This window comes from Delftia sp. ASV31, assembly GCF_016428765.1.
Taxonomy (GTDB): Bacteria; Pseudomonadota; Gammaproteobacteria; order Burkholderiales; family Burkholderiaceae_C; genus Comamonas; species Comamonas acidovorans.
In genome coordinates this window covers 65,520-89,660 of sequence record NZ_JAELTK010000015.1, presented here as the reverse complement: position 1 = coordinate 89,660, position 24,141 = coordinate 65,520, and the positions used below count along the sequence as shown (strand labels likewise).

Sequence of the window (24,141 nt, the reverse complement as noted above, 5' to 3'; positions counted from 1 at the left end):
CGTGAAACTCGTTGCGCGCTGCGCGCTTCACTCAAACATCACGGCGAGCTAGACAACGAAGCAAGCCTGTCCTTCGGCAGGCTTGCCACCCCGCATCCCGCCCAACGCAGGCGTGGGCAGAAGGGGGGAGGCTGAGGGGTAGCCAACAGCCAACAGCCGGCGCCATCGCTCCGCTCGGCTTCAAACCAGGGGCCGAGCGAAGCGAAGGCCCGGGCAAACTCCCCGTATGTCAGCGCCTGCGGCGTGGTGGTTGCGGGGTTGCAGTCCTGCCGAAGGACAGGACTGCTTCGTGATCTGACTCGCCGTGATGTTTGAACGTAGCGCGCAGCGCGAAGAGAGTTTCACGGCGAACCCCGCAACCGCCACGACGCAGGTTGCCCCGCAGCGAAGCGAAGGGGTCGCGGACATCCGGGTCGCCTTTTCTTGGCCTACGTTCTTTTGGCGAAGCAAAAGAAGGTAGGTCGGCCGCCGGGCCGAGACCCGGCCTCGAAAAGAAACCCCCCGGCAGGGCCAGAACCAGCAAGCGCAGCAACACGCAGCAAACGCAGCAAACGCAGCAAACGCAGCAGCGCCCAAAAATCTCAGGCAGCCAACCTGAACCGCTCCACCACCCCCCCAAACCCCCTCTCCAGATCCGCAATCAAATCCAAAGGATCCTCCAGCCCCACATGCAACCGCACCACAGGCGCAGTCCCCGTCCACACACTGTGCTCCCGCAACCGCTCAGGCTGCGCCACCAGCGCCAGGCTCTCATACCCGCCCCAGGAAGCCCCCTGCGCAAACTGCCGCAACGAGTCAACGAACACGGCGCCGGCACCGGAGTCCACCCCTTCGGCAAACGCGAATGACACCAGCCCGCTGGCCCCGCTGAAGTCACGCTTCCACAGCGCATGGCCGGGATCGGACGGCAGGGCCGGGTAGAAGACGCGGCCGACCTGGGGCTGCTGCTCCAGCCACTGCGCGATTTCGGTGGCGTGGCGCTGGTGCTGGGCCAGGCGCACGGGCAGGGTGCGCAGGCCGCGCAGTGCCAGGTAGGCGTCGTCGGCGCCTATGGTCAGGCCCAGGGCCTCGTAGGCGGTGGATATCTTCTTCGACAGCGCGGGGCCGTCGGTGATGACGATGCCCTGCATCACGTCGGAGTGGCCGGCAATGTACTTGGTCGCGGCCTGGATGGAGAGGTTGGCGCCGTGCTCCAGGGGCTGGTAGAACCAGCCGCCGCTCCAGGTGTTGTCGGTGGCCACGGCAATGCCGTGCCGGCGCGCCACGGCGGCCAGGGCGGGCAGGTCCAGCACCTCGTAGAGCAGGGAGCTGGGCGATTCCAGGTAGACCAGGCGGGTGTTGGGGCGGATCTTGCCGGCCAGATCGTCGCGCGAGGGCGAGAAGTACTCCAGCGTGATGCCCAGGCGCTGCAGCAAGGTGGCATCCACGCGGCGCACGGGCGAGTAGACGCTGTCGGCCACCAGGGCATGGTCGCCGGGCGAGAGCAGGGCGATGAGCACCAGGGTGATGGCGGACAGGCCCGAGGGCGTGAGAAAGGCGCGGTGCCCGCCCTCCAGCGCGACCACGGCGTCTTCCAGCGCGCGGTGCGTGTCCAGGCCGTGGCGGCCGTAGGAGGCCACGCGCTCGCCGGCCTCGCGGCGGTGGTGCAGGTCGGCGTAGGCGGCGCTGTCGGCAAAGCGCACGGTGCTGGTGCGCACCACGGGCACGTTGACGGGGCCGGAGCCGCCCTGCAGCGGCGGCGTGCCTGCGTGCAGCAGGCGGGTCGACGGGCCCAGCGGCCGGTGCTTGTCTTGGGGGGTGCTCATGCCACGGCCTCGCTGGGACGGAAGTAGGCGGCGTTGTAGTTCTTGACTTCGCCGGTGTCGGGGTCGATGGCCACGCGGCCGCTCAGGGTTTCCAGCGGCTGGCCGTAGAGGTGGAAGTGCAGCGTGGGCTGCTCGCCCACGACGGCAATGCTGTGGATGTCATCGGGCAGGAAGGCGATGGAGGCGCCCGGCTGCACGGTGAATTCGCGCGCCAGGTGGATGCTGGCGCGTGCGGGGTTGCTGCGGTCGTCCGTGCGTTCGTAGAGGCGGTTGAGCTCCTGGCCTTCGACGGCAACGATCACGGCCCAGGTCGTGTGGTTGTGCGGCGCCGTGGTCTTGCCGGGGTTGATGGAGTTCAGGTACAGGGCCAGGCCCGCATCGCCATCGGCCGGGTTGAGGCGGTAGCGCGTGGAGGCGCCCACGCCTTCGGTCTGCGCGGGCGGGGGAAAGTCCGCGCGGCTGAACAAGGCCTTGTGCGCGGCCAGCTGCTCCAGGCGTGCGGTGATGGCCGACAGGGTGCTGCGGTCGGGCGCGCCGGCCTGCAGCAGCTGACGCACGTCGGCCAGGGCGGCGTCCACGGCCTGGCGGCGCCGGGCGGCGGCGTCTGTATGGGTGCCTGTATCTGCGCCTGTGCCGGCCGGGGTTTCAGTCGTTGTTTCTGCGGTCATGGGATGTGCTCCTGGAGGTGGGGGATCAAAGGGCAAAGCGCAGGCTGTTGAAGGGCAGCGGCGTTGTGGCCGGGGCGGCTGGCGCAGGCCTGGGCCGTGCACCATCGCCCAGGGCGCGCTGCAGGAATTCGCGCGTGCGCTCGCTGCGCGGGCTGCCGAAGATCTGGGCGGCCGGGCCGTGCTCGACGATGCGGCCGGCCTCGGTGAAATAGACCTGGTCGCTGACCTCTTCGGCAAAGCGCATTTCGTGCGTGACCAGCACGCAGGTCATGCCGTCCCTGACCAGGTCGCGGATCACGGTCAGCACCTCGCCCACGGTCTCGGGGTCCAGGGCCGAGGTCACTTCGTCGAACAGGATCAGCTCGGGCCGCATGGCCAGGGCGCGCGCAATGGCCACGCGCTGCTGCTGGCCGCCGGACAGCTCGCCGGGGTAGGCGGATTCCTTGTGGTCCAGGCGCACCTTCTGCAGCAGGGCGCGGGCCTCGCGCTCGGCCGTGGCGCGGTCGCGGCCGACCACGCGCGTGGGGGCGATGACCAGGTTCTCCAGCACCGACAGATGGGGGAACAGGTTGTACTGCTGGAAGACGAAGCCCACGCGCTTGCGCAGGGCGATCAGCTCGGCCTCGGTGCGCAGCTGGTCCACGCGCGTGCCCGCCACCGAGATGGCGCCGCGCTGGGGCCGCAGCAGGCCGGTGATGCAGCGCAGGATGGTGGACTTGCCCGAGCCCGAGGGCCCGATGATGGTCACCGCCTCGCCGCGCCGCACCTGCACGTCGATGCCTTGGAGCACCTGGTTGTCGCCAAAGGACAGGTGCACATCCTGCAGGTGGACCAGTGCGGGCGCCGTGCCGGACTCTGCCGAGGCGGCACTATGCACCGCTTGGGTGACGTGGTGTGTGCCAGCGCTGCCCGACTCAGGGACGCCAAGCAAGGGCCGCCCCGCAGCGAAGGTGTCGTCCCCCTCCCGCGAAGCGAGAGAGGGGGAAGCGGCGAAGCCGCTCAGGGGGAGCGTTTCAGTGATTTTCATGGCGTCGCTCCAATGCCCGGGTTGCCCGGGCGATGGGATAGCAATAGGCAAAGAAAAGCGCGAGCAGCGTGAAGTACACAAGGATGGTGAAGTCCGTGCGTGCCACGGTGTTGCTGGCGATCTGGGCGGTGTCCACCACGTCGTGCACGCCCACCAGCGAGGCCAGCGAGGTGCTCATGGTGATGCTGGCGTAGAGGTTCATCCACGGCGGCAGCATGCGGCGCACGCACTGCGGCAGCACGATGAGGCGGAAGATCTCGCTGCGGCGAAAGGCCAGCGACTGGGCCGCCTCCCACTGCGCGCTGGGAATGGACTGGATGGCTCCCCGGAAGATCTCGGCCACGTTGGCGCTGGTGGGCAGGGCCAGGCCCAGCACCACCTTGACCCAGTCGGGGAACGGAAAGGTCCAGCCCACCAGCTTCAGCTCGAACGGGAACACATAGGTGGTGAAGTAGATGAGCACCAGGATGGGCGCATTGCGAAACAGCTGCACATACCAGCGCACGCCCGTGCGCACGGCCGGCGTGGGCGACAGCGACAGGGCTCCCAGCACCAGGCCGGCCACGGTGCCGAGGGCCACGGCCAGCACGCTGATCTCGATGTTGACCAGGAGGCCGCGCAGCAGCGCGGGCAGCCATTTCCACAGGTGCAAGAAGGCGGGCGGGGCGCTGTCCGTGGCGGCCCAGCAGGCGCACAGAACCAGCAGTGCGGCGCCCGCGATCAGCCAGGGGCTGCGCACCGCGCGCAGCAGGGCGGCAGGCAGCGGGCGGGGCGCGGCGCCGGCGTTCAGGGTGGCTTCATTGGCCATAGCCGGGCATCCTCAGGTGTTGTTCCAGCCAGCGGCCCGCCAGGCTGACCAGCCAGGTCAGCAGGCCGAACCACAGCAGGATGAGCAGCAGCAGCTCCAGCACGTTGTCGCGCTGCGACCAGATCATGATGGACTCGTAGGTCACGTCGCCCACGGCGATGGCCGAGGCCACGGCCGTCATCTTCACCAGGTCCACCAGGTTGTTGGTCAGCGAGGGCAGGGCAAAGCGCACGGCCAGCGGCAGCTGCACGCGCACCAGCAGCTGGCGCTGCGAAAAGCCCAGCGAGCGCGCCGCCTCCAGCGTGGTGGCGGGCACGGCCTCGATGCCGGCGCGCAGCGCCTCGGCATGGAACACGCCCTTGTGCAGCGAGACCACGATCACCACCCAGACAAAGGGCGTGAGCGGGTTGTTGCCCGCGCCCCAGTCGCGCAGCTGCTGGGTGATCAGCATGTTGAGCACCAGGAAGGCGCAGTACAGCTGCACCAGCGTGGGCGTGTTGCGCGTGACCTCCACAAAGGCGCGCGCAGGCCGTGCCAGCCAGGCGCGGCCCGAGGTCAGGGCCGCCGCCAGCGCCACGCCGGCCGCCAGGCTGCCGGCAATGGTCAGCAGGGCCAGCTGCACGGTCACGAACATGCCGCGCACAAAGGCCTGGCGCTCGGCCACGTCCAGCACGAAGGCGTAGTTCAGGCCCAGGCCCTTGAGCGCTTGCACGCCCTGGGCAAGCAGGCTGTCGTTCATGGCACGGCCTCCAGTGCGGCCGGCTGTGCATGCGCTTGCGCTTGCGCAGCGGGGTCTTTCAGCGCGGCCACGGCGCGTGCGATGCGGGCCGTGGCCTCGGCCAGCACCTCGTCGCTGGCGGCCGTGGAGATGCGGAAGTACGGCGACAGGCCGTAGGCCCCGCCATCCACGGCAGCCACGCCTTCGGACTCCAGCAGCCATTCGGTCAGGTCGGTGTCGCTGGCGATGGGCTGGCCGTCCGGGCGCAGGTGGCCTATCAGCGCGCCGCAGTGCACAAAGGCAAAGAACGATCCGCCCGGCGGCAGCAGGGCCAGGCCCGGCACCTGGTCCAGCGCCTGGGTGACCCGTTGCGCGCGCCGCGCATAGGCGTTGCGGGCCTGCTGCACAAAGCTCTGGTCGGGCGACTGCAGCGCCGCCGCGGCTGCGGCCTGGGCCACGGAATTGGGCCCTGACGAGGCCTGCGACTGGATCACCACCATGGCCTGCACCAGCGCGGCCGGGCCTGCGCCCCAGCCGATGCGCCAGCCGGTCATGGCATAGGTCTTGGAGACGCCGTTGACCAGCAGCGTGCGCTCGCGCAGGTCGGGGGCCACCGCCAGCCAGTGCGCGGGGGCCTGGGGCGTGAACCAGATGTGCTCGTACAGCTCGTCGAGCAGCACCAGCACCTGCGGGTGCTGGCGCAGCACCTGGGCCAGGGCGGCCAGTTCCTCGCGGCTGTAGACGGCGCCCGAGGGGTTGCCCGGCGTGTTCAGCACCAGCCAGCGCGTGCGCGGCGTGATGGCGGCCTGCAGCGCGGCTGGCGTGAGCTTGAAGCCCTGCTCAATGCCGCAGTCCACGATGACCGGCGTGCCGTCGTTCACGCGCACGATGTCGGGAAACGAAGGCCAGTACGGCGCGGGCACGATGACCTCGTCGCCCGCGTCCAGCGTGGCCGCCAGCGCGTTGTAGATCACCTGCTTGCCGCCGTTGCTGACGATGATCTGCCCGGCGTCGAAGTCCAGCCCGTTCTCGCGCCGGTACTTGGCGCTGATGGCCTGGCGCAGCGCGGCCGTGCCGGGCGTGGGCGTGTACTTGGTTTCGCCACGGGCCAGGGCCGCGATGGCGGCCTGCTTGATGGGCTCGGGCGTGTCGAAATCGGGCTCGCCCGTGGTCAGCGCAATGATGTCGCGGCCCTGGCGGGCCAGGGCCGTGGCCCGCGCGCTGGCCGCGGCATTGGGCGAGAGACTGACGCGTTGCACGCGCTGCGAAAGGGGAAAGGGCGTGGTCATGGCGTGGGGCCTTCCTGGAATGCGGCGGCTGGCGTTGGAGAAACCTGCGGCAAGTCATGCGGCAAATCGTCCGGCAGGGCTTGCAGCACCTTGCCGGGATTGAGCAGGCCCAGCGGGTCGAAGGCCTGCTTGAGACGCCGCATGAGCTGCAGCTCCACGGCGCTCTTGTAGCGGGGCAGCAGGTCGCGCTTGGTCTGGCCCACGCCGTGCTCGGCGCTGATGGAGCCGCCGTGGGCGTGCACGCTGTCGTGCACCACCTCGTGGATGGCGTCTTCCTGGGCAAACAGCTGCGCGGGCGTGCTGTCCGGAGCGTGCGACACGTTGTAGTGCAGGTTGCCGTCGCCCAGGTGCCCGAAGGCCACGGGCCGCACGGCGCCAAAGCGCGCCTGCAGCAGCGCGGCCGTGGCCGCAAGAAAGTCGGGGATGCGCGAGATGGGCACCGACACGTCGTGCTTGATGTTGCGGCCGTCGCGCCGCTGGGCCTCGCCCAGGGCCTGGTCGCGCAGCTGCCACAGGGCCTGGCTTTGCTGCAGGCTCTCGGCAATGGCGGCATCGGTGACCAGGCCGTCCTCGAAGGCCTGGCCCACCACGCACTCGAAGCGCTGGCGCGCATGGTCCTCGCCCTCGCTGTCGGACAGCTCGATCAGCGCAAACCAGGGCGCCTTGAGCGCCAGCGGTATCGGCTGCTCGGGCACATGGCGGGCTATCAGGCCCAGTGCCGTGTCCGACATCAGCTCGAACGCCGTCAGGCTGGCGCCGAAGCCCGCCCGCGCCTGGCTGAGGAAGGCCACTGCATCGCGTATGCAGCCAAAGGCCAGCAGGGCCGTGTGCTGGGCGCGGGGCAGCGGATGCAGGCGCAGCGTGGCCGCCGTGATGATGCCCAGCGTGCCTTCGCTGCCCACGTACAGGTCGCGCAGCGCATAGCCGGTGTTGTCCTTGCGCAGCCCGCGCAGGCCGTCCCAGATGTCGCCCTCGGCCGTCACCACTTCCAGGCCCAGCACCAGCTCGCGCGCGTTGCCGTAGCGCAGCACCTGGGTGCCGCCCGCGTTGGTGGACAGGTTGCCGCCAATGGTGCAGCTGCCCTCGGAGCCCAGGCTGAGGGGAAACAGCCGGTCCGCATCGCGCGCTGCCTGCTGCACATGGGCCAGCACGGCGCCGGCTTCCACGGTCAGGGTGTCGTTGTCGGTGTCGATGGCGCGCACGCGGTTCAGGCGCGCCAGCGACAGCAGCACGGCGTGGCCCGAGGCGTCGGGCGTGGCGCCGCCCATCAGCCCGGTGTTGCCGCCCTGGGCCACGATGGGCGTGCGGTGGGCGCGGCACAGGCGCACCAGCTGCGCCACCTGGGCCGTGTCGGCGGGCCGTGCCACGGCCAGGGCCTGGCCCGTGAGGCGGCCATGCTGGTCGGTCAGGTAGCCGGCCGCATCGGCACCCGTGAGCACATGGGCGTCGCCCAGGGCGTGGCGCAGCGCGGTTACCAGGTCGGCGGGGCCGGTGATGTGGCCGCTGGTGCTGGTGTTGGTGCTGGTGTGGGTGCTCATGCGGGCGCCTTCCTGAACTTGTCGTGCAGTTGGTGCAGCAGCGGCGTGGGCGTCATGCCGTTGCGCTGCTCCACCTCGATCAGCCAGCCGGTGCGGTGCCAGTCCTGCACGATGCGGTCGATGGCCGCCTGCGTGTCGGACTCGCCCTTGCGCAGCCAGATCACCGAGGGCGAGGGAATGATGTCGGCGGGCGAAACGATCTCGTAGTCCTTCCAGTCCGCATTGCTGGCCACGAGTTCGCGCAGCGTGGGGCTGACATGCACGGCGGCCGCGCAGTTGCCGCCCTTGAGGGCCAGCAGCGACTCGGGCTGGCCCCGGAAGGCCTTGATCTGGGCGCCGTATTGATCGGCCAGCGGCTTGGTGAAATTGCTGCCCTGCGACACGCACACGGGCTTGCCGCGCAGGTCGTCCCACTGGCGCACGCCGCTGCCCTTCTTGGCGATGGCGGCGCCGCCGACTTCCTCGAACGGCGTGGGCACGAAGGACAGGATCTCGCTGCGCTCCTGCGTCCACTGCATGTTGGCGATCAGGATGTCCACCTTGCCCTGCTGCAGGAACTGCACGCGGTTGGACGGCTGGACCTGCACGGTCTCCACTCCCACGCCCAGGCCCTTGGCCACGCCTTCGGACAGCTGCACGTTGTAGCCCACGTGCCTTTGCGTGACGGGGTCGATGGTGCCGAACGGCGGCCCCGAAAGCATCACCCCCACCACGATCTTGCCGCGCTGCTTGATGCGGTCCAGCGTGGCGTCGGCATGGGCTGCCAGGGCCGTGAGGGCGAGCAGGGCCGCCAGTGCGGTGCGAGTCCGCTTCATGGCTTGGCTCCCTTGGCGGCGGCCTGGGTTGCCTGCGCATCGGCCTGCGCTGCCGCATACACCGCGAAGTCGTAGGGCGCGCGGTCGAACTGGCCCTTCAGCGCGCGTTCGTGGCGCTCGGCGATCCAGGTGTCGGGCACGCCGCTGGCGCGGGCCACCTTGAGCAGAAAGCCCGTGCGGTGCCAGTCCTGGATGGCCTTGTCCACGAAGGCCTGGGTGTCTGCCTCGCCGCGGCGCGTCCACACCACGGTGGGCGAGGGAATCAACTGGTCCTGCGTGCCCAGCTCGAAGTCCTTCCACTCGGATGCATTCGGGCCGGTGAGCTTTTCATAGAGCGCGGGCTGGATATGGACCGAAGCCGCGCAGGTGCCGCCCTTGAGCGCCAGCAGCGACTCGGGAATGCCGCGCAGGCCCTTGACCACGGCGCCATAGCTCTCGGCCAGGGGCTTGGCGAAGTTGCTGCCCTGCGACACGCAGGCCACCTTGCCACGCAGGTCTTCCCAGCGCTTGATGCCGCTGGCCTTGGCCACCAGGGCGCCGCCGCCGATCAGGTCATAGGGCGTGGGCGCGAACGAGAGGATCTCGCTGCGCTCCTGCGTCCACTGGATGTTGGCGATCAACAGGTCCACCTTGCCGCTTTGCAGGAACTGCACGCGCGTGGAGGCGGTCACGGGAACCGTCTCCAGCGGCACGCCCAGGCGGCGCGCGATGTCGGCGGCCAGCTCGGTCTGGTAGCCGCCGGTCTTGCCGGTGGCGGGGTCCAGCACGCCGAACGGCGGGCTGGCGCCATCAATGCCCACGGACAGCTTGCCGCGTTGCTTGATCTTGTCCAGCGTGGCATCGGCGTGGGCGGCGCCGGCGCCCAGCAGCAGGGCCAGGGCGGCGGCAAGGGGGGGAAGAAGGCGGGGCATGCGTGAATCCATCAGGGAACGGAAGGCCCGGCCCCGTCTTGCGGGGCCTGGGCCTGGGTGGTCGAAAAAAAAGCAGGGGTGGACCGCCGTGGCGGCCGGCGGTCAGCTGGCTGACTTGAACTTGGCCTGCAGCTCGGGCAGCAGCGGGTTGGCCGGCTCGATGCCCACGCGCTTTTCGGCGGCGATCAGCCAGCCCGTGCGGTGCCAGTCCTGCACCACCTTGTCCACGGCGGCGATGGTGTCGGCCTCGCCCTTGCGGGTCCAGACCACGGAAGGCGCGGGCAGCACCTCGCCGGCGATGGGGGCCGAGTACTGCGCCCATTCGGGGTTGCTGCGCAGCAGCGGGTAGATCAGCGTGCTGTCATGCACGGCGGCCACGCAGTTGCCGCCCTTGAGCGCCAGCAGCGAGTCCGACGAGCTCTTGTAGCCATGCACCTGGGCGCCGTACTCGCTGGCCAGCGGCTTGGCAAAGCTGCTGCCCTGGGACACGCACACGGGCTTGCCGCGCAGGTCTTCCCACTTGGCGATGCCGCTGCCCTTGCGCACGGCGGCAATGCCGCCCACGCGGTAGAAGGGCGTGGGCGCGTAGCCCAGGGTCTCGGCACGGTCGGGGTTCAGCTCCATGGAGGCGATCAGCAGATCCACCTTGCCGGCCTGCAGAAACTGCACGCGCGTGGCGGTCTGCACCTGGACCAGCTCGGCCTCCACGCCCAGGCCCTTGGCCAGGGCGCGTGCCAGCTCGGGGTTCCAGCCCACCAGCTGCTGGGTGGACGGGTCGATGGAGCCGAAGGGCCCGCCATTGACCAGCACGCCAATGGTGACCTTGCCGCGCTGCTTGATCTTGTCCAGCGTGGCATCGGCCCGGGCCTGGGTGCAGGCCAGGGCCAGCGCGGCGGCGATGAAGGTCAGGGATGCGGAAAGGGTGGCGCGGGGCTGGCGGCGCAGGGTGGGGCTTGTGTGCATGGCGGGAGCGGGGCGGTCGGGACGAACGAAAGATGCGTACGCCCGCATCTTCTGGCCGCCCTTGACCCACGGCAACAAAGCTTTGGGAGCATGTTTATGCACTTTGCGTCGCTGCATCAGGGTGATCACCAGGGAAATGTGGGCCCGAAGCAGGGCGGGTCGATGGTGTAATCGCGACGGCCGGGGTGCTGCACCCACCGGCACCTCCCAGCGAGCCCTCTCCCATGCACCAAGCCCTAGCGTCCCTACTCGCCCCTCTCGCCTGCGCCGCCCTGCTGTGTGCCAGCCCCGTGGCCTGGGCCGCCAATCCCACCAGCTCGGGCAATTGCGAGGAAAGCTCCACCAACATGTCCGAGGTGCGCGCCTGCCTGCACGAGCAGAACGTGGCCATGGTCAAGGCCGCCTACGTCTCGCTGTCGCTCAAGCTCAAGGCCCGCATGCCCCAGGCGTCGGAAGAGCTGGAAGTGGCGCAGAGAAACTGGGTGCAGTACGCACGCAGTGCCTGCGAGTTCCTCTCTGAATTCAATTCCGCCAGCTTTGCCAAGGACGATGCCCGCGCCAACTGCTGGAGCGACTTCGCCCGCGCCCGCGCCAAACAGCTCAAGTCCTGGGAAATGCAGCTGGACAAGAAGCCCTGAGGGCGGGGACGCTGCTCACTGGTAGTTCAGCGTGAAGGTGGCCCTGCCATTGGCCTGCCCCGTCGTGACTGCCGCAGCGGTCTGCACGTATTTGGCAGTCAGCGGGATCTTGAACTGGGCAACGCCCTGGGCGATGGTTCCCGCACTCCATTGGTTGGTGTTGCCAGGCACGTTGGAGTCCGGGCCGTAGCCGAGAGCGGTGCCATCCTTCAGTATCTGTATGCCTATTCCGGTGGCAACCGGTTTGCCGCCTGACGTGGCCTGGCTCAAGGTCAGGACGGTGCTCTGATTGCTGGTGTCGTTGGCATCGGTGAGCGTGATGTGGGGACGCAGAACGCTTTCGGGCGCGCCGCCCTTGCATTCCAGCGTGATGTCGAAGTGCTGGGGGATGGAGGTGGATTGGAGGCCCGTGAACCGCAGGATGGGCACAGCGCCCATGGGTACGGAGATGGTCGAGGCGGCCACCGAGCAGGAGGGACCGACCACCACCTTGGTGCGGCCGGACAGGTTGACGTATCCTGCGATGCAGCTGGGGCACTGGAATCGCATCTCGACGTTCATCCCGGAGCCCGTTAGTGTGCCAGCGGAAACGCTGCCGGTTTTCACCAGCTCGATCCAGACATCCTGGGTGGATGAAACATTCCAGAAATAACCCAGCGCGCCCGAATTATTTTCTGATTCGGTGGTAATGGGCATGGTTCTGCCACTGGGAGCGCTGGGGCCGCGCCATGTTGCCCACCAGCGGATTCCAATGCCGGGAATATTGGTGCTGTAGACATTATTGTATCCGGGCGTCTTGTTTCCGAATTGAACATTGGCAGCTACAACGGCTTTGGAAACATCGTACTCGAATGCCGTGTTCAGCACCGCTTTAAGATTAAATACGGTTGCCGTAGACTTCCATAGCGTCGATCCGTTGGAGTAATTTCCGGGTACTGTTATTTCCTCGGGCAGTGAAATGCTGGAGCTGGTGGGAGAGAATACGCCCCCGGCAAAGGCATTGGTGTTCATCGTTGCCGCTGAAAAGGCGATGAGAAATGGAAGGGCGATCAATGCAAGGCGGCGTACTTGCAAGGGAAATGAGGTAGTGAAAGAAGAATGCATGATACTGATTCGGTCCATTGCTGAAGTATGATTCTCGAAAATATCACGCAATAGTTTTATTGAACTTTTGAGTGAATAATGAGGGGCTGGAAATGAAAGCATCGAATCATTCGATGGGTGGCCTCTTTGGTATTTCGCACTCTACGCCGAAGATATGAGGTGATGCAATCAGATTGTTCTGAAAATGGTGTGTGGCTCAGTCAAAAGCCGCCCATGCACGCGATTCGTAAAGAGCAAGGCCCGCGTGTCACGGAGCTCGGGTGCGTGGGAGGTCGCGCAGACAAGCCTGGTCCAGTCCGTTCGCGGACCCGGCGGCTGTCGTGAGCGCGCCAGGCCGCTCAGTTGCTGAGAGGTGCGGTCGGAGAAGCGTCCCTGGCACCTCTGGCGGATTGCCAGAGCCCATCGGCCAGGGCTGTGATCTCAGGGGCCAGGTGCAGGCGTTCCAGCCAGCGGTCCGCAATGCCGCTGGCGCCGTGGAGGGCTCCGGCCAACTGGCCCGTGATGGCTGCCGTGGTGTCGGCGTCATCGCCCAGGTTGGCGGCCTGCAGTACCGCGCCTTCAAAGCTGTCATGCCTCGCAAAGCACCACAGGGCCGCCTCCAGGCTGTCCACCACGTAGCCGCTGCCGCGAATCTGTGCGGCCGGCTTGTCGCGATAGTCGCCACGGGCAATCTCCCGCAGGCGCGGGCTGGCGCCGTCTTGCAGAACGCCGCCCAGGTCCAGAACCTGCTGCCGGGGCAGTCCCTGCAGTGCCCGGCACAGCGCCACGGCGAACAGGCGGCAGGCCTGCAGGCATTCAGGTGCCGCGTGGGTAGTGCGTGAGCTGAGTTCAGCCATGCGCTGCACCAGGTCCTCGTCGGGGCCGAAGAACATGGGCACGGGCGCCAGCCGCATCAGGGAGCCGTTGCCGGCCTGGTCCGGGTCGGGCGACCCGGCCAGCGGATCGCCGGTGGCCAGGAAGCGCTGGATGGCCTCCCTGGTGGCCATGCCGATGTCAAAGCAGTTGCCGGTGGAACTCCAGTAGCCCCATTCGTACCAGTTGGCATAGCGCGTCATCTGGTCCTGCGGGTCGCAGCCGCCGCGCTGGAGCAGGCTTTCGGCCAGGCACAGGGCCATGGAGGTGTCGTCGGTCCACTTGCCTGCGGGCAGCGAGAAGGGGCCGCCGCCCACCATGTCGGTCAGCGGCGCAAAGCTGCCGCGCGGCTGGAATTCCAGCGTCGTTCCCACGGCGTCGCCACAGGCCAGGCCCAGCAGGGCACCACGGTATCGGTCCAGCGTGTCCATGGCCATGCCTGTGCTCTTGCTCATGGTTGGTCAGGGAGCGGTGCTGCGCAGCCGCGCCCGCACCTGCATGAGGGCAAAGCCCAGCAGGTTCAGGCCCTGCCAGCGCGCGGGGTCGGTGGCGCGCACATCGTCGGCGGCCAGGCCGATGCCCCAGATGGCGTCCACGGGGCTGGCTTCCACCAGAACCCGGTCGCCCGTGTTCAGCAGATAGCGGGCCAGGGCGGGGTTCTGGGAGAACTTGGCCTCGTTGGCGCGCACCACGATGCCCATGCGCGCGGCCACCCAGGCCGCTTCATCAAAGCCCTGGATGCCACGCCCCAGCTTCTTGGCCTCGCCCGGCGTGCGGCAGCGCACGATGGCCGCGTGCGCCGCCTCGTCGCCAAACAGCCGTGCCTTGCCCGCCATCATGAAATGCTCGGCCGTGGGGTAGTGCTGGCCATCGACCTCGAAGCCCGCCTCGAACCACTGGCTCATGCAGGTCTTGCCGATGGAGCCATCGGCCGCAGGCTGGTGGCCCCAGAACGGCAGGAAGCGCGGGGTGAGGCCCTGGGCCATGGCGTGCTGGAGGTCTTGCAGGGAGGCGATGTGGTCTGTCGTAGTCATGGGCTGTCTCGTTGCCGTGTGTGCCGTTTCAGGAATGCGATGGAGCTTGCTGCAGCCACCACTGGCTGAAGGCCATCAGGTCTGCGTGCTGCGAGTGGGCGTGGACCAGGTCCGGCCCGGTGTTGGGCGTGCCGTTCGGGCCACGGCACACCAGGGCCGCGTGAATGCCCGGGCCAATGTCCCGGAGGTAGGGCAGATAGTCGTCCACGAAAGCGACCGGGCCGAGCCGCTGCAGGGCGTCTGCCTTGGGGCTGCGCACGCCGGTGGTCCGGCCCGTGGCGATCACGCGGTCGATGGGAAAGCCGAGGTCGCGCAGGTTGCCCAGGCGGGCCTGTTCGAAGCGCGCCGCCAGGGCCGTCACGCAGACCAGTTCGTAGCCGGCGCCCTGCAGGTCGTGGCAGGCCTGCAAGGCATTGCCCAGCGCGGGAATGCTGCGCCAGAAGGCATCGTCCATGCAGGCCCTGAACTGTTGCAGGCGCTCGCCGTCCAGCGCCTGCACGGCCCAGCGGTCCATGGCCCAGTAGGCATGGGGGTCGGCCTCGGCGGGGCGCTGGCCGAACGCGCGTTCCCAGGCACCGGCATAGGCGCGGTTGTAGTCCAGCAGCACGCCATCGGCGTCAAGGGCAATGATGGGTTTCATCGTGTTCCTCTTCGGCTCGCACGCGCAGGTAGTGCGGTGCCACGCTGTCCGTGAGCCAGACGCCGTTGTCCGAGCGGTAGAACAGGCAGGCATCGGCATGCATGCGCGCCGCATCGATCTCCAGCAGCACTACCCGGCCATAGCGCTGGCCCACGGAGCGGGCCGTGGCCAGGTTGTCGGTCAGGTGCACGTGGTGGCGGTTGCGCCGGTCCAGGCCGGTGCGCAGGATGGAGTCCAGAAAGCGCGTGGCCGTGCCATGGTAGAGGCGCTGCGGCGGCACGCTGGCCTGCAGGCCCAGGTCGATCTGCACGGAATGCCCCTGGCTGGCGCGGATGCGCAGGCCGTCGGCGCTGATGGCAAAGCGCTGCTTGGGGCAGCTTTGCACCACCTCCATCAGCAGTGCGGGCGAGATGTTGCGGCCGGCCGCCTGGGCGCCGCGCAGCAATGCGTCTATGGAGACCCAGCCCTGGGCGTCGAGGGCGAGCCCGGCGCGGCCGGGGTTGTGGCGCAGGACCAGGCTCATGAATTTGCTGGTCGATGTCAGTGTGTTCTTGTTGTTCATACGGTCCATTTCCATGGATTTTCTTGTTGTGTCGATGATTGTCCGTGCTTCGGGCTTCACACCACCAGGCAGCCCTGCCGGTCCGACAGGCCGATGGTGGCCTGCATGCCCGCCGTGAACTGCAGGTAGTCGGCTTCCATGCCGTCCGAGAAGATGACGCCATGGTCGGGCATGCGCGAGCGCAGGGTCAGCGGCTGGCCGGCGGTGACCTGGCCGTAGACCAGCTCGGCCGTGGAAGAGCGGCTGGGAAAGGGCTCGCGCACGGCGAAGTCCAGGCGTGGCGCATCCCAGGCGAAGGGCTGGTAGTCGAAGTCGGTGGATGCGCCGCGCACGGCGCGGGCAATGCCCATCGATCCCGTGACGATGCTTTTGATCCAGGCGGACGAGCCCAGCCCCGTGGCGACGATGAGGCCGGAGGACGACTGGGATTCGTGCCGGTCACCAAGCGCGATGTCGTACAGAGCCGAGGTGTGGCTGCGCGGGCCGATGAACAGGTCGTTGGCGGCGCGCAGCACCTGGCCGTCGCTCAGGCGCGCTTCGGCCAGGGTGACGGCGCGCGTGGGGCGGCGGTTGGCGGCCACGTCGCCCAGCAGGGCAGCCAGGTCGGCGGGGGCGAAGGGCAGCAGCAGGCCGTCCCAGCGCGAGGGCTCGGGGTTGACGCCGATGAGCGGCTGGCCGTCCAGGTATTTCATGGTGTTGGCCACCATGCCGTCCTGGCCCAGCGCCACCACGATGTCGTCGGCGCCGAAGACGAAGTTGGGCACCAGGGCGCGGTCCACGATCTGGTAGCGGCCGCGCGCCTCCAGCGCCTGCACCACGGCCTGCAGGGCGGCGGCGTAGGCGGCGCTTTCGCGCAGGTAGTCGCCGAAGTCGGCGCCCAGGTGCTCGATGTAGAAGCGCGCCTGGGACAGCGTGTGGTACCTGGCCACCAGCTCATCGAGCCGCGTGCGCCGCACCACCAGCACGGTCTTGCGTTCATTGGCGTTCACGGCGGCTCCTTGCGGGTTCGGGATCGGTCACGGCGGCTGCATGGCCTGCACCGGCGCCCATGAGCGACTGCAGCAGCTCGGGCGAGACGTTGAGCTGGCCGATGCGCTCGGCCTTCTCGGCAATGCCGCCAAAGGCCTGGGCGATGAGCTGGCCCGGCTGCATGCCCACGGCGGCCAGCGATTGCACGATGCGCGGGTCGGCCTTTTCCAGGGCCTGCATGACGGCGCCAACGCGGTAGGCCTCGGCCTCGGCCAGGGTGCGGCTGTTGGCGGCCTGGCCTTCGACGAAGTCGCGGCGGCTGGTCTCCAGCGCCACGTCGGCGGACATCTGTTCGGCGCGCAGCTCGTTTTCCTTGCGCATCTGGGCGGCCTTGGCTTCCAGCTGGGCCTCGCGGATCTGGCGCTTTTTCTTTTCCACGGCCACATCGGTATCGAGCTCGTTCTGGCGGATGGCGCGCTCGTTTTCCACGGCAGCCATGCGGCGGGCATAGACGGCGTCGTCCGCGGCCTTGAGGTTGGACTCGCGCGCCTCGGCTTCCAGGGCGCGGGCGATGTCGGGCGTGGGTTTGACGGCCATGACCGAGACACCCAGGATCTCCAGCCCCAGCGCCTCGATTTCGGGCTGGGCGGCCAGCTCCTGCTGGGCCGTGCGCGCAATGAGTGCCGAGGAGCGCAGCGCCTGCTTGAGCTCCAGCGCCTGCACGGCCTGCTGGATGATGACCTCGGCCTGCATGGTCACGCGGTCGCCCAGGCGCTGCGGGTCTTCGGACAGGTATTTCTGGCCGTCGCGCGCCAGGGAGAAGTCCATCAGCGTGGCGGTCTGGCGCGGTGTGCTGATGCGGTAGGTGACCTGGCCCTGCACGGTGACGCTCTGGAAGTCGGCCGTCACCAGCTCCAGCATGAAGTGGCAGTCCTGGCTGCCCACGGGCACCGCGACCAGGGTGGTGGTGGGCGCGTAGTAGAAGAAGGACTGGCCCGCACCCTCGCGCACCACCTTGCCGGCGCGGAACTGCATGAGGTGGACCGTGGGTTGGGACTTGATGAAACGGATGCCGAACATGGTGCTTCTCCTTTAAGTTGCTCTGTGCAACTTGTATGGGTTGCATAGTGCAACTTAAAATCCGGCACGTCAAGCACAATCCATCCCATGGCTGAAAAAAATTCCCCATCCCCGCAGGGCGCGCTGGACTTCCCGCGCCCGTTCACCACGGTGGACGTGGTCATCTTCACGGTGGCCGATGATGCCCTGCTGGTGCTGCTGGTGCAGCGCCCCACGGCGGGCAGCGAGCCGTTTCCGGGGCTGTGGGCGCTGCCCGGCGGCTTTGTGGATGTGCGCCAGGACGCGGACCTGCTGGCCTGCGCGCGGCGCAAGCTGCTGGACAAGACGGGTGTGGACAGCCCCTACCTGGAGCAGCTGGGAAGCTGGGGCGGCGCGGCGCGCGACCCGCGTGGCTGGTCGGCCACGCATGTGTATTTCGCGCTGATCCCGGGCCATGACCTGATCCTGGCCAAGGGCGCGAATGCGGCCGATGTGTCGTGGTTTGCCGTCGATGAACTGCTGCGCGAGCCTGCGCTGGCCTTCGACCACGGCGAGATCCTGCGCGCAGCGGTGGAGCGGCTGCGGGGCAAGGTGGAATACACCTCGCTGCCGGCCTTTCTGCTGCCCGAGCCCTTCACGCTGCCGCAGCTGCAGCAGGCCTACGAAGTGGTGCTGGGCCGCCCTGTGGACAAGAGCGGTTTTCGCACGCGCATGATGGCGGCCGGCTTTCTGGTGGAGGCCGGCCAGGTGGAGGGCACGTCACGCCGCCCCGCCATGGGCTACCGCCTGGCCGACCGCAGCGCGCCCGTGGTGTTTCCGCGCACCTTCAGCCCGCGCGGGTGAGGGCGGCCTTCGATCAGGGCCAGGATCAGGATCAGGCGCCCAGCAGGCTGCAAAAGCGCTGCATGTCCACGTTGCCGCCGCTGAGGATGATGCCCACGCGCCGTCCGCGCAGCTCTTCGCTTTTCTGGCGCGCGGCGGCCAGGCCCAGGCAGCCGGTGGGCTCGACCACGAGCTTCATGCGCGTGGCCAGGAAGCCCATGGCATCGACCAGCTCGGCATCGCTGGCGGTAAGGATGTCAGTCACGTCGCGCTGGATGATGGGGAAGGTGATGCCGCCCAGGTGCTGGGTCTGGGCGCCGTCGGCAATGGTCTTGGGCGTTTCGATGTGGACGATGCGGCCTGCGCGCAGCGACTGCTGGCCGTCGTTGCCGGCCTCGGGCTCCACGCCGTAGAGCGCGCAGTCGGGGCTGAGCGCACGCGTGGACAGGGCGGTGCCCGACAGCAGGCCCCCGCCGCCCAGCGGCACGAAGAGGGCGTCCAGCGGGCCGGTTTCCTCGAACAGTTCCTTGGCGGCCGTGCCCTGGCCGGCCAGCACGTCGGCATGGTCGTAGGGCGGGATCAGGGTCAGGCCGTGGCGCTCGGCCAGGTCGCGGCCGATCTGCTCGCGGTCTTCGGTATAGCGGTCGTAGACCACCACCTGGCCGCCATAGCCCTTGGTGGCCGCCACCTTGGCGGCGGGCGCGTCATGCGGCATGACGATGGTGGCGGGAATCTCCAGCAGCCGCGCTGCCAGGGCAATGGCCTGGGCGTGGTTGCCCGAGGAAAACGCCACCACGCCGGCCTTGCGCTGCGCTGGGCTGAAGCGAGACAGGGCGTTGAAGGCGCCGCGGAACTTGAAGGCGCCCATGCGCTGCAGGTTCTCGCACTTGAGAAAGACGCGGGCGCCCAGCGCCTCGTCCAGCGTGCGCGAGGTGAGCACGGGCGTGCGGTGGGCATGGCCCTGGATGCGTTGGGCCGCTGCGGCCACGTCGTCATAGGTGGGAAGGCTTGTCATCGGTACGGGAGAGAAGGGGTTGCAGATCGGCGGTGTGCCGGGAGCTATTTGGCGTAGCTGTAGACCGTGGCGCGCGACACGCCCAGGTGGGCGGCAATGGTCTCCATGGAGCGGCGCACATCGAGCAGGCCGGCGCCCTTGAGCTCGCGGACCAGGGCGCGGCGCTCATCTGGCTTGAGGGCGCGCGGCGTGGTCGCCAGGCGGGCCGCGAACTGGTCGATGCGGGCACGCACCGTGTCGGCGCCTGCGCCGGCGCCCGTGGGGTCCAGCATTTCGCGCGCGGGGGTGTCGCCGCTGACGGCGGCAAAGCGGTTGAGCATGCCCTGGAAGCCCTGGAACATCGTCAGGTCCACATTCATGCACAGGGCGGCGATGTAGCGGCCCTCGGAGTCGCGGATGCCGATGGACGTGCTCTTGGCCTGGCGGCCATCGGCGAACTGGTTGGGGTAGTTGGCGATGACCTGCTCGTAGCCGGGGTCGAGGATGCGGGCCAGGCCCAGCTCCGTCGCGCCCTGGCCCACTTCGCGGCCCGACAGGTTGTTGTGGATGGCCAGCACCGCATGGGACGGGTCGAGCAGGTCATGCACCACCACCTCGCAGAACGGGGCAAAGGTCTGGCCCAGGCCTTCGGCGATCTGGGCCAACTGGTCCAGAAGCTGGCGCTGTTCAGGGGTTCGTTGGGTCATATTGGACATTTTGTTTTGAATTGGACAAAATGTCAAAATCCAGACGACTTCTCTGCGCTTTCCACCATGTTCGACACCCTTGTAGACCTGCTGCAATCCCAGGGCGCGCGTTTTCGCGTGCTGGAACATCCGGCCGAAGGCCGCTCAGACCTGGTCGCCGAAATCCGGGGCACCGCCCCCGGCCAGGGCGCCAAGGCCATGCTCTGCAAGAGCCGCGATGCGGCCGGTGCGGGCGATCCCCAGCTGTTCCTGGCCGTGCTGCCCGGCGACCGCAAGCTGGACTTCAAGCGCCTGGCCCAGGCCGTGGGCGTGCGCAAGGCCACGCTGGCCTCGCCCGAGGAGGCCCAGGCCGCCACGGGCTGCGTGATGGGATCGGTGCCGCCGTTCTCCTTCAACCCGCAGGTGCGCCTTGTGGTGGACCCGGCCCTGGTCGAGCGCTTTGGCGAGATCGCCTTCAACGCGGGCCGGCTGGATCGCTCCATCGTGCTGGACTCGGCCGACTATGTGCGCATTGCCCGGCCCGCGCTGCACAGCCTGAGCGGGGAGGGCGCCGATTGACCATGGATTGACCCTGGCGCGGGGCTGCGCCCACAATCGTCGGCAACGTCCACATCTCCTTGCCTGACCATGTCCACCCCTGCGAAGCAGCACCCTGACCGGCCCGATGCGGCCGGCTTTGTGCGTGCGGCGCTGGCTGCTGCCCTGGCCCAGGTGCAGTCGCACCTGGCGGTCTTGGAGGGCGGTGGCAGCGATGCCGAGACCATCCACCAGCTGCGCGTGGCCCTGCGGCGCCTGCGCACCGTGCTGCGCGAATGCGCAGGGCTGGCGCCCGGCATGCGCGCCGAATGGGATGAACCCCTGGCCCAGGCCTTTGCGCAACTGGGCACGCTGCGCGATGCCGATACGCTGGCCGATGTGGTGCGCCCGCTGCTGCAGGCCGCCCATGCGCCCCTGTGCGACTGGCAGGCGCCGCAGGCCGTGCAGGCGGATGCAGCCGCTGCCGTGCGCGAGCCGCCATTCCTTCAGGTGCTGGCCGAGATCCGGGCGCTGGCGCAGGCGCCGCAGACAGAGCCATCGGCCCGTTTTGCCCGCCTGTCCGCCGCAGGCACGCGCAAGTACCTGGCACGGCGGCTGGCGCGCCTGCACCGCCAGGTGCTGCGCGATGGCCTGCACTTCGACCGCCTGCCGCTGGCGCAGCAGCACCGCGTGCGCAAGCGGCTCAAGCGCCTGCGCTACCTGGCGGACTTTGCACGGGAATTCGCGCCCGGAATGTGGCCCGGCAAAAAGGGCCGGCGCTTTGCCGAGGCGCTGTTGCCCGCCCAGGACGCGCTGGGCCTGCACAACGACATGGCCGTGGCGGCCGAGCATTTCCATGCCGAGGCCGCGCGCGACCCGCGCGCCTGGTTCGCGGCCGGCTACCTGCAGGCCCGCCTGGCCACCAGCGCGCGCAGCAGCCGCCGCGCGCTGCGGGCGCTGGCCCGGGTGCCGGGCTTCTGGCTCTAGACAGCATCAGCGATAATCCGCCGCTGGCGCACCGCCGCAGCCCCTGGGCCGTGGCGGTGCGCTGTTGCTGAAGGTGCCCCATGCCGCTCACCGGCCAGGGGTTCAACGGGAAGCAGGTGCGCGATGCCATCGAGGTGGTCGCTCGCAATGCCTGCGCTGCCCCCGCAACGGTCAGCGGAATACAACTCCCCACGCTGGCGCGCTATCCACAGGTCGCGCGCTGCAAGCCACTGTGCCCTTCTCGGGCATGGGAAGGCGGGGATGCCTGCCGCAGCGCGCCCACCCTGCGCGCCGCAGCGTTCCGCAAGCCCGGATACCGGCCTTCTGCATTGCTTTCGGACGCCGCGGGAGTGCGCCTGTCCGGTCCGGCCCCAGCCTGCGCTGCCGTGGCCGGCTCCGGCGTGCGCGCTGTGCGGCGTGGTTCAGACGATAGGCCCCGCGGGTGAGTGGGGCAGTTGGGTCAACGCATGCGCTTCGCTTCCTCGGCCGCCGATTCCTCCGGCCTTCTCTCTGTTCTCCCTCTTGTCTCCAGCCTGCGGCCCGCAGCGGCTGCGGCCCTGCTGGCCAGCTGCGCTGCAGCGGCCGGCGCCGCACAGGAGCCGGCTTCGGGCCGATCCGCGGACTCCGCCGACGATGCGCTGGACGCCGTCTTCGTGACCGCCACCGCGCGGCCCGAGGCGCGCAGCCGCATCGCGGGCACCACGCAGACCATCGACCGCGAGGCCATAGAGCGCTCCAGCGCGCGCTCGGTCACCGACCTGCTGGCCGAGAACGCCGTGGGCTTTCTCAGCGAATGGACGGCGGCCCAGACCTCGATGAACCTGCGCGGCGCCTCCACCGACGGCCAGGGGCGCGACTTCCGCAGCCAGGTGCTGGTGCTGGTCAACGGCCGGCGCGCGGGCACGGCCAACCTGTCCAAGCTCAGCCCCTCGGATGTGGAGCGCATCGAGATCGTGCGCGGCCCGTCCTCGGTGATCTACGGCAGCCAGGCCATGGGCGGGGTGGTCAACATCATCATGAAAACCGGGGCGACGGCGCCCGGCACGCGCGCCCAGGTCCAGGCCGGTTCATGGGACCTGTGGCGCACCGATGCGCAGACGGCCGGCGCCAATGACCGCTTCGACTGGTACTTCGGCGTGAGCGCAGGCGGGCGCGGCGACTACGAGTCGGGCGATGGCGGCACGCGCATGGAGAACACGGGCTGGAAGCGGCGCGGGGCCAGCGGCGCCCTGGGCTGGCAGCTGCACGAGCTGCACCGCGTGGAGCTGCAACTGCGCACGGACGGCATCTACAACGCGGGCTTTCGCGGATCGGGCGCCAACATCTACAGCCGCGACAACCGCAGCAACCGCTCGCTGGACCTGACCTACGAGGGCGCGCTGCCGGGCCAGCGCCTGAGCTGGACGACCCACCTCTACAGCCTGGTCGATACCGATGAGTTCAACTGGGCCTCTCCCGTGATCCGCTCGGGCAACAGCGCCGTGCCCGGCACGGCGCGCGACTACAACCACCGCCAGCTGGACGCCACGGGCCTGCGCTTTCAGCCGCGCCTGCGTGTCAGCCAGACCAATGACCTGCTGATGGGCTTTGACTGGGAGCGCAGCAAGCTGCGCTCCGACCGCCTGCGCGTGGCCATGCCGGGCGGCCCTGCGGGCCAGGTTGCGCCCTACGACAACAACCAGACCGAGCAGGTGCACGCGCTGTACTTCGAGGACGCGCAGACCCTGTTCGACGACCGCCTGACCCTGCGTGCCGGCCTGCGCAAGACCTGGGGCACGACGCGCTTCGATGAGACGCCCAACCTGGCCCTGGCCCAGGCCAGCACGCGCGACTACGACAACCACACCTGGTCTGCCGGCGCCACCTGGAAGGCCACGGACCGGCTCACGCTGCGCGCTGCGGCCTCCACGGGGTTCCGCGCGCCCACGGCCACGGAGCTGGCCTCGGACTTCACGGCCGTCGGCGGTGGCCGCACCTTCGGCAACCCCAACCTCAAGCCCGAGACCAGCCGCCAAATCGAGGTCGGCGCCGCGCTGCAGCAGCCCGGCTGGCGCGTGGATGCGGCCCTGTTCCAGAACACCATCAGCGACCGCATCATCACCGTCTCGCGCGGGGCCACGACCAACACCTCGGACTACGCCAACAACGCGGCCGACATCGTGGCGCGCGGCCTGGAAATGCAGGCCGACATGGACCTGGCGCGGGCGCTGAACCTGACGGGTCACCAGCTCAAGGCCTGGGCTGGCGGCTACTACCACTTCAGCATGCGGGACAAGGGATCGCCGGCCTCGGCCAATACCGACAAGGTGCAGCGCATGTACCGCTACGAGGCCTCGGCCGGCGTGCGCTACGGGCGCGGCAGCGGGCGGCTGCAGGGCGACTGGAGCCTGCAGCTGTCCACGCTGCTGCGCGGTCCCATGTGGTACGACACGGAAGAGGCGCTGCTCATCCCGCAGGGCGAGCCCAGCAGCACCTTCATCCACCGCAAGGGCGCCTTCACCATCTGGAACCTGCGGGCCGACTACCGCGTGTCGCGCGGCGTCAAGCTGTTCGCAGCCGTCAACAACCTGTTCGACCTGAACCGCCATCCCATCTTCATCGCACTGGACCGCGCGCCCTGCATCGCCAACCCGGCGTACCAGAACGGCGGCTGCGGAACGTCGATGGCGGGCCGCGAACTCATGGTCGGCCTGCAAGCAGAGTTTTGAGGATCAC

The 24,141-nt window shown here is 68.8% G+C and carries 24 protein-coding genes and 1 riboswitch; of the genes, 5 read left to right on the top strand and 19 right to left on the bottom strand.

The features are described from left to right. Nucleotides 1-581: 581 nt before the first annotated feature. The 10 genes from metC to JHD82_RS08040 all read right to left on the bottom strand — a co-directional run bounded on the left by metC (nt 582) and on the right by JHD82_RS08040 (nt 10,542). Nucleotides 582-1,805 (bottom strand): cystathionine beta-lyase, encoded by a 1,224-nt coding sequence (gene metC / locus JHD82_RS08085; protein ID WP_199135926.1) that lies wholly within the window; start codon nt 1,803-1,805, stop codon nt 582-584. Beyond that, entirely contained in the window at nt 1,802-2,473 is a 672-nt protein-coding gene (locus tag JHD82_RS08080; protein WP_016454425.1) for a cysteine dioxygenase family protein, read from the bottom strand. Before JHD82_RS08080 ends, metC begins: the two co-directional genes overlap by 4 nt. A 25-nt stretch (nt 2,474-2,498) precedes the next feature. Continuing rightward, nucleotides 2,499-3,500, bottom strand: a complete 1,002-nt coding sequence (locus JHD82_RS08075; protein ID WP_269848133.1) for an amino acid ABC transporter ATP-binding protein — start codon at nt 3,498-3,500, stop codon at nt 2,499-2,501. Then, nucleotides 3,487-4,308, bottom strand: a complete 822-nt coding sequence (locus JHD82_RS08070; protein ID WP_199135925.1) for an amino acid ABC transporter permease — start codon at nt 4,306-4,308, stop codon at nt 3,487-3,489. Before JHD82_RS08070 ends, JHD82_RS08075 begins: the two co-directional genes overlap by 14 nt. Further along, nucleotides 4,298-5,047 carry an amino acid ABC transporter permease gene (locus JHD82_RS08065; protein ID WP_013800583.1) on the bottom strand — a complete coding sequence of 250 codons (750 nt, stop codon included), beginning with the start codon at nt 5,045-5,047 and terminating at the stop codon, nt 4,298-4,300. Before JHD82_RS08065 ends, JHD82_RS08070 begins: the two co-directional genes overlap by 11 nt. Beyond that, on the bottom strand, nt 5,044-6,315 hold the full coding sequence (locus tag JHD82_RS08060) for an aminotransferase class I/II-fold pyridoxal phosphate-dependent enzyme (protein ID WP_199135924.1): 1,272 nt from the start codon (nt 6,313-6,315) through the stop codon (nt 5,044-5,046). Before JHD82_RS08060 ends, JHD82_RS08065 begins: the two co-directional genes overlap by 4 nt. Beyond that, entirely contained in the window at nt 6,312-7,853 is a 1,542-nt protein-coding gene (locus JHD82_RS08055; RefSeq protein WP_199135923.1) for an FAD-binding oxidoreductase, read from the bottom strand. Before JHD82_RS08055 ends, JHD82_RS08060 begins: the two co-directional genes overlap by 4 nt. After that, complete coding sequence (locus JHD82_RS08050) at nt 7,850-8,668, bottom strand: transporter substrate-binding domain-containing protein (RefSeq protein ID WP_199135922.1); 819 nt, start codon at nt 8,666-8,668, stop codon at nt 7,850-7,852. Before JHD82_RS08050 ends, JHD82_RS08055 begins: the two co-directional genes overlap by 4 nt. Further along, complete coding sequence (locus JHD82_RS08045) at nt 8,665-9,579, bottom strand: transporter substrate-binding domain-containing protein (RefSeq protein ID WP_199135921.1); 915 nt, start codon at nt 9,577-9,579, stop codon at nt 8,665-8,667. Before JHD82_RS08045 ends, JHD82_RS08050 begins: the two co-directional genes overlap by 4 nt. A 102-nt stretch (nt 9,580-9,681) precedes the next feature. Then, a complete protein-coding gene (locus tag JHD82_RS08040; protein WP_047327838.1) occupies nt 9,682-10,542 on the bottom strand; it encodes a transporter substrate-binding domain-containing protein in 861 nt (286 codons plus the stop codon). Between the two features lie 224 nt (nt 10,543-10,766). On the opposite strand from JHD82_RS08040, the gene JHD82_RS08035 reads away from it, so the two are divergent. Then, a complete protein-coding gene (locus JHD82_RS08035) occupies nt 10,767-11,180 on the top strand; it encodes a lysozyme inhibitor LprI family protein (RefSeq protein WP_012207561.1) in 414 nt (137 codons plus the stop codon). Nucleotides 11,181-11,195: 15 nt separating this feature from the next. Here the strand turns inward: JHD82_RS08035 and JHD82_RS08030 are convergent, their stop codons facing one another. The 7 genes from JHD82_RS08030 to JHD82_RS08000 all read right to left on the bottom strand — a co-directional run bounded on the left by JHD82_RS08030 (nt 11,196) and on the right by JHD82_RS08000 (nt 17,421). Next, nucleotides 11,196-12,254 carry a fimbrial protein gene (locus JHD82_RS08030; RefSeq protein ID WP_233174664.1) on the bottom strand — a complete coding sequence of 353 codons (1,059 nt, stop codon included), beginning with the start codon at nt 12,252-12,254 and terminating at the stop codon, nt 11,196-11,198. Between the two features lie 368 nt (nt 12,255-12,622). After that, nucleotides 12,623-13,591 (bottom strand): ADP-ribosylglycohydrolase family protein, encoded by a 969-nt coding sequence (locus JHD82_RS08025; protein ID WP_233174663.1) that lies wholly within the window; start codon nt 13,589-13,591, stop codon nt 12,623-12,625. A gap of 6 nt (nt 13,592-13,597) precedes the next feature. Next, nucleotides 13,598-14,170 carry an NADAR family protein gene (locus JHD82_RS08020; RefSeq protein ID WP_199135920.1) on the bottom strand — a complete coding sequence of 191 codons (573 nt, stop codon included), beginning with the start codon at nt 14,168-14,170 and terminating at the stop codon, nt 13,598-13,600. 28 nt (nt 14,171-14,198) lie between these two features. Beyond that, nucleotides 14,199-14,810 (bottom strand): HAD family hydrolase, encoded by a 612-nt coding sequence (locus tag JHD82_RS08015; protein WP_160852752.1) that lies wholly within the window; start codon nt 14,808-14,810, stop codon nt 14,199-14,201. Beyond that, nucleotides 14,788-15,372 (bottom strand): RNA 2'-phosphotransferase, encoded by a 585-nt coding sequence (locus tag JHD82_RS08010; RefSeq protein ID WP_199135919.1) that lies wholly within the window; start codon nt 15,370-15,372, stop codon nt 14,788-14,790. Before JHD82_RS08010 ends, JHD82_RS08015 begins: the two co-directional genes overlap by 23 nt. Nucleotides 15,373-15,428: 56 nt before the next feature. After that, nucleotides 15,429-16,361, bottom strand: a complete 933-nt coding sequence (locus tag JHD82_RS08005; RefSeq protein WP_199135918.1) for a sugar kinase — start codon at nt 16,359-16,361, stop codon at nt 15,429-15,431. Continuing rightward, nucleotides 16,348-17,421 carry an SPFH domain-containing protein gene (locus JHD82_RS08000; protein WP_199135917.1) on the bottom strand — a complete coding sequence of 358 codons (1,074 nt, stop codon included), beginning with the start codon at nt 17,419-17,421 and terminating at the stop codon, nt 16,348-16,350. Before JHD82_RS08000 ends, JHD82_RS08005 begins: the two co-directional genes overlap by 14 nt. Nucleotides 17,422-17,508: 87 nt before the next feature. On the opposite strand from JHD82_RS08000, the gene JHD82_RS07995 reads away from it, so the two are divergent. Continuing rightward, nucleotides 17,509-18,243: an NUDIX domain-containing protein gene (locus JHD82_RS07995; protein ID WP_199135916.1), complete on the top strand. Its 735-nt coding sequence runs from the start codon at nt 17,509-17,511 to the stop codon at nt 18,241-18,243. A 31-nt stretch (nt 18,244-18,274) separates the two neighbouring features. Here the strand turns inward: JHD82_RS07995 and JHD82_RS07990 are convergent, their stop codons facing one another. Both JHD82_RS07990 and JHD82_RS07985 read right to left on the bottom strand, forming a co-directional pair. Continuing rightward, complete coding sequence (locus tag JHD82_RS07990; RefSeq protein WP_199135915.1) at nt 18,275-19,237, bottom strand: threo-3-hydroxy-L-aspartate ammonia-lyase; 963 nt, start codon at nt 19,235-19,237, stop codon at nt 18,275-18,277. A 44-nt stretch (nt 19,238-19,281) separates the two neighbouring features. Further along, nucleotides 19,282-19,923 (bottom strand): transcriptional regulator, encoded by a 642-nt coding sequence (locus tag JHD82_RS07985; RefSeq protein WP_199135914.1) that lies wholly within the window; start codon nt 19,921-19,923, stop codon nt 19,282-19,284. A gap of 66 nt (nt 19,924-19,989) precedes the next feature. On the opposite strand from JHD82_RS07985, the gene JHD82_RS07980 reads away from it, so the two are divergent. The 3 genes from JHD82_RS07980 to JHD82_RS07970 all read left to right on the top strand — a co-directional run bounded on the left by JHD82_RS07980 (nt 19,990) and on the right by JHD82_RS07970 (nt 24,134). Beyond that, complete coding sequence (locus JHD82_RS07980; RefSeq protein WP_012207551.1) at nt 19,990-20,481, top strand: YbaK/prolyl-tRNA synthetase associated domain-containing protein; 492 nt, start codon at nt 19,990-19,992, stop codon at nt 20,479-20,481. Between the two features lie 69 nt (nt 20,482-20,550). Beyond that, nucleotides 20,551-21,426, top strand: a complete 876-nt coding sequence (locus JHD82_RS07975) for a CHAD domain-containing protein (protein ID WP_199135913.1) — start codon at nt 20,551-20,553, stop codon at nt 21,424-21,426. 54 nt (nt 21,427-21,480) lie between these two features. Further along, nucleotides 21,481-21,766: riboswitch (cobalamin riboswitch) on the top strand. 127 nt (nt 21,767-21,893) lie between these two features. Beyond that, nucleotides 21,894-24,134: a TonB-dependent receptor gene (locus JHD82_RS07970; protein WP_199135912.1), complete on the top strand. Its 2,241-nt coding sequence runs from the start codon at nt 21,894-21,896 to the stop codon at nt 24,132-24,134. The last annotated feature ends 7 nt before the right edge of the window (nt 24,135-24,141 follow it).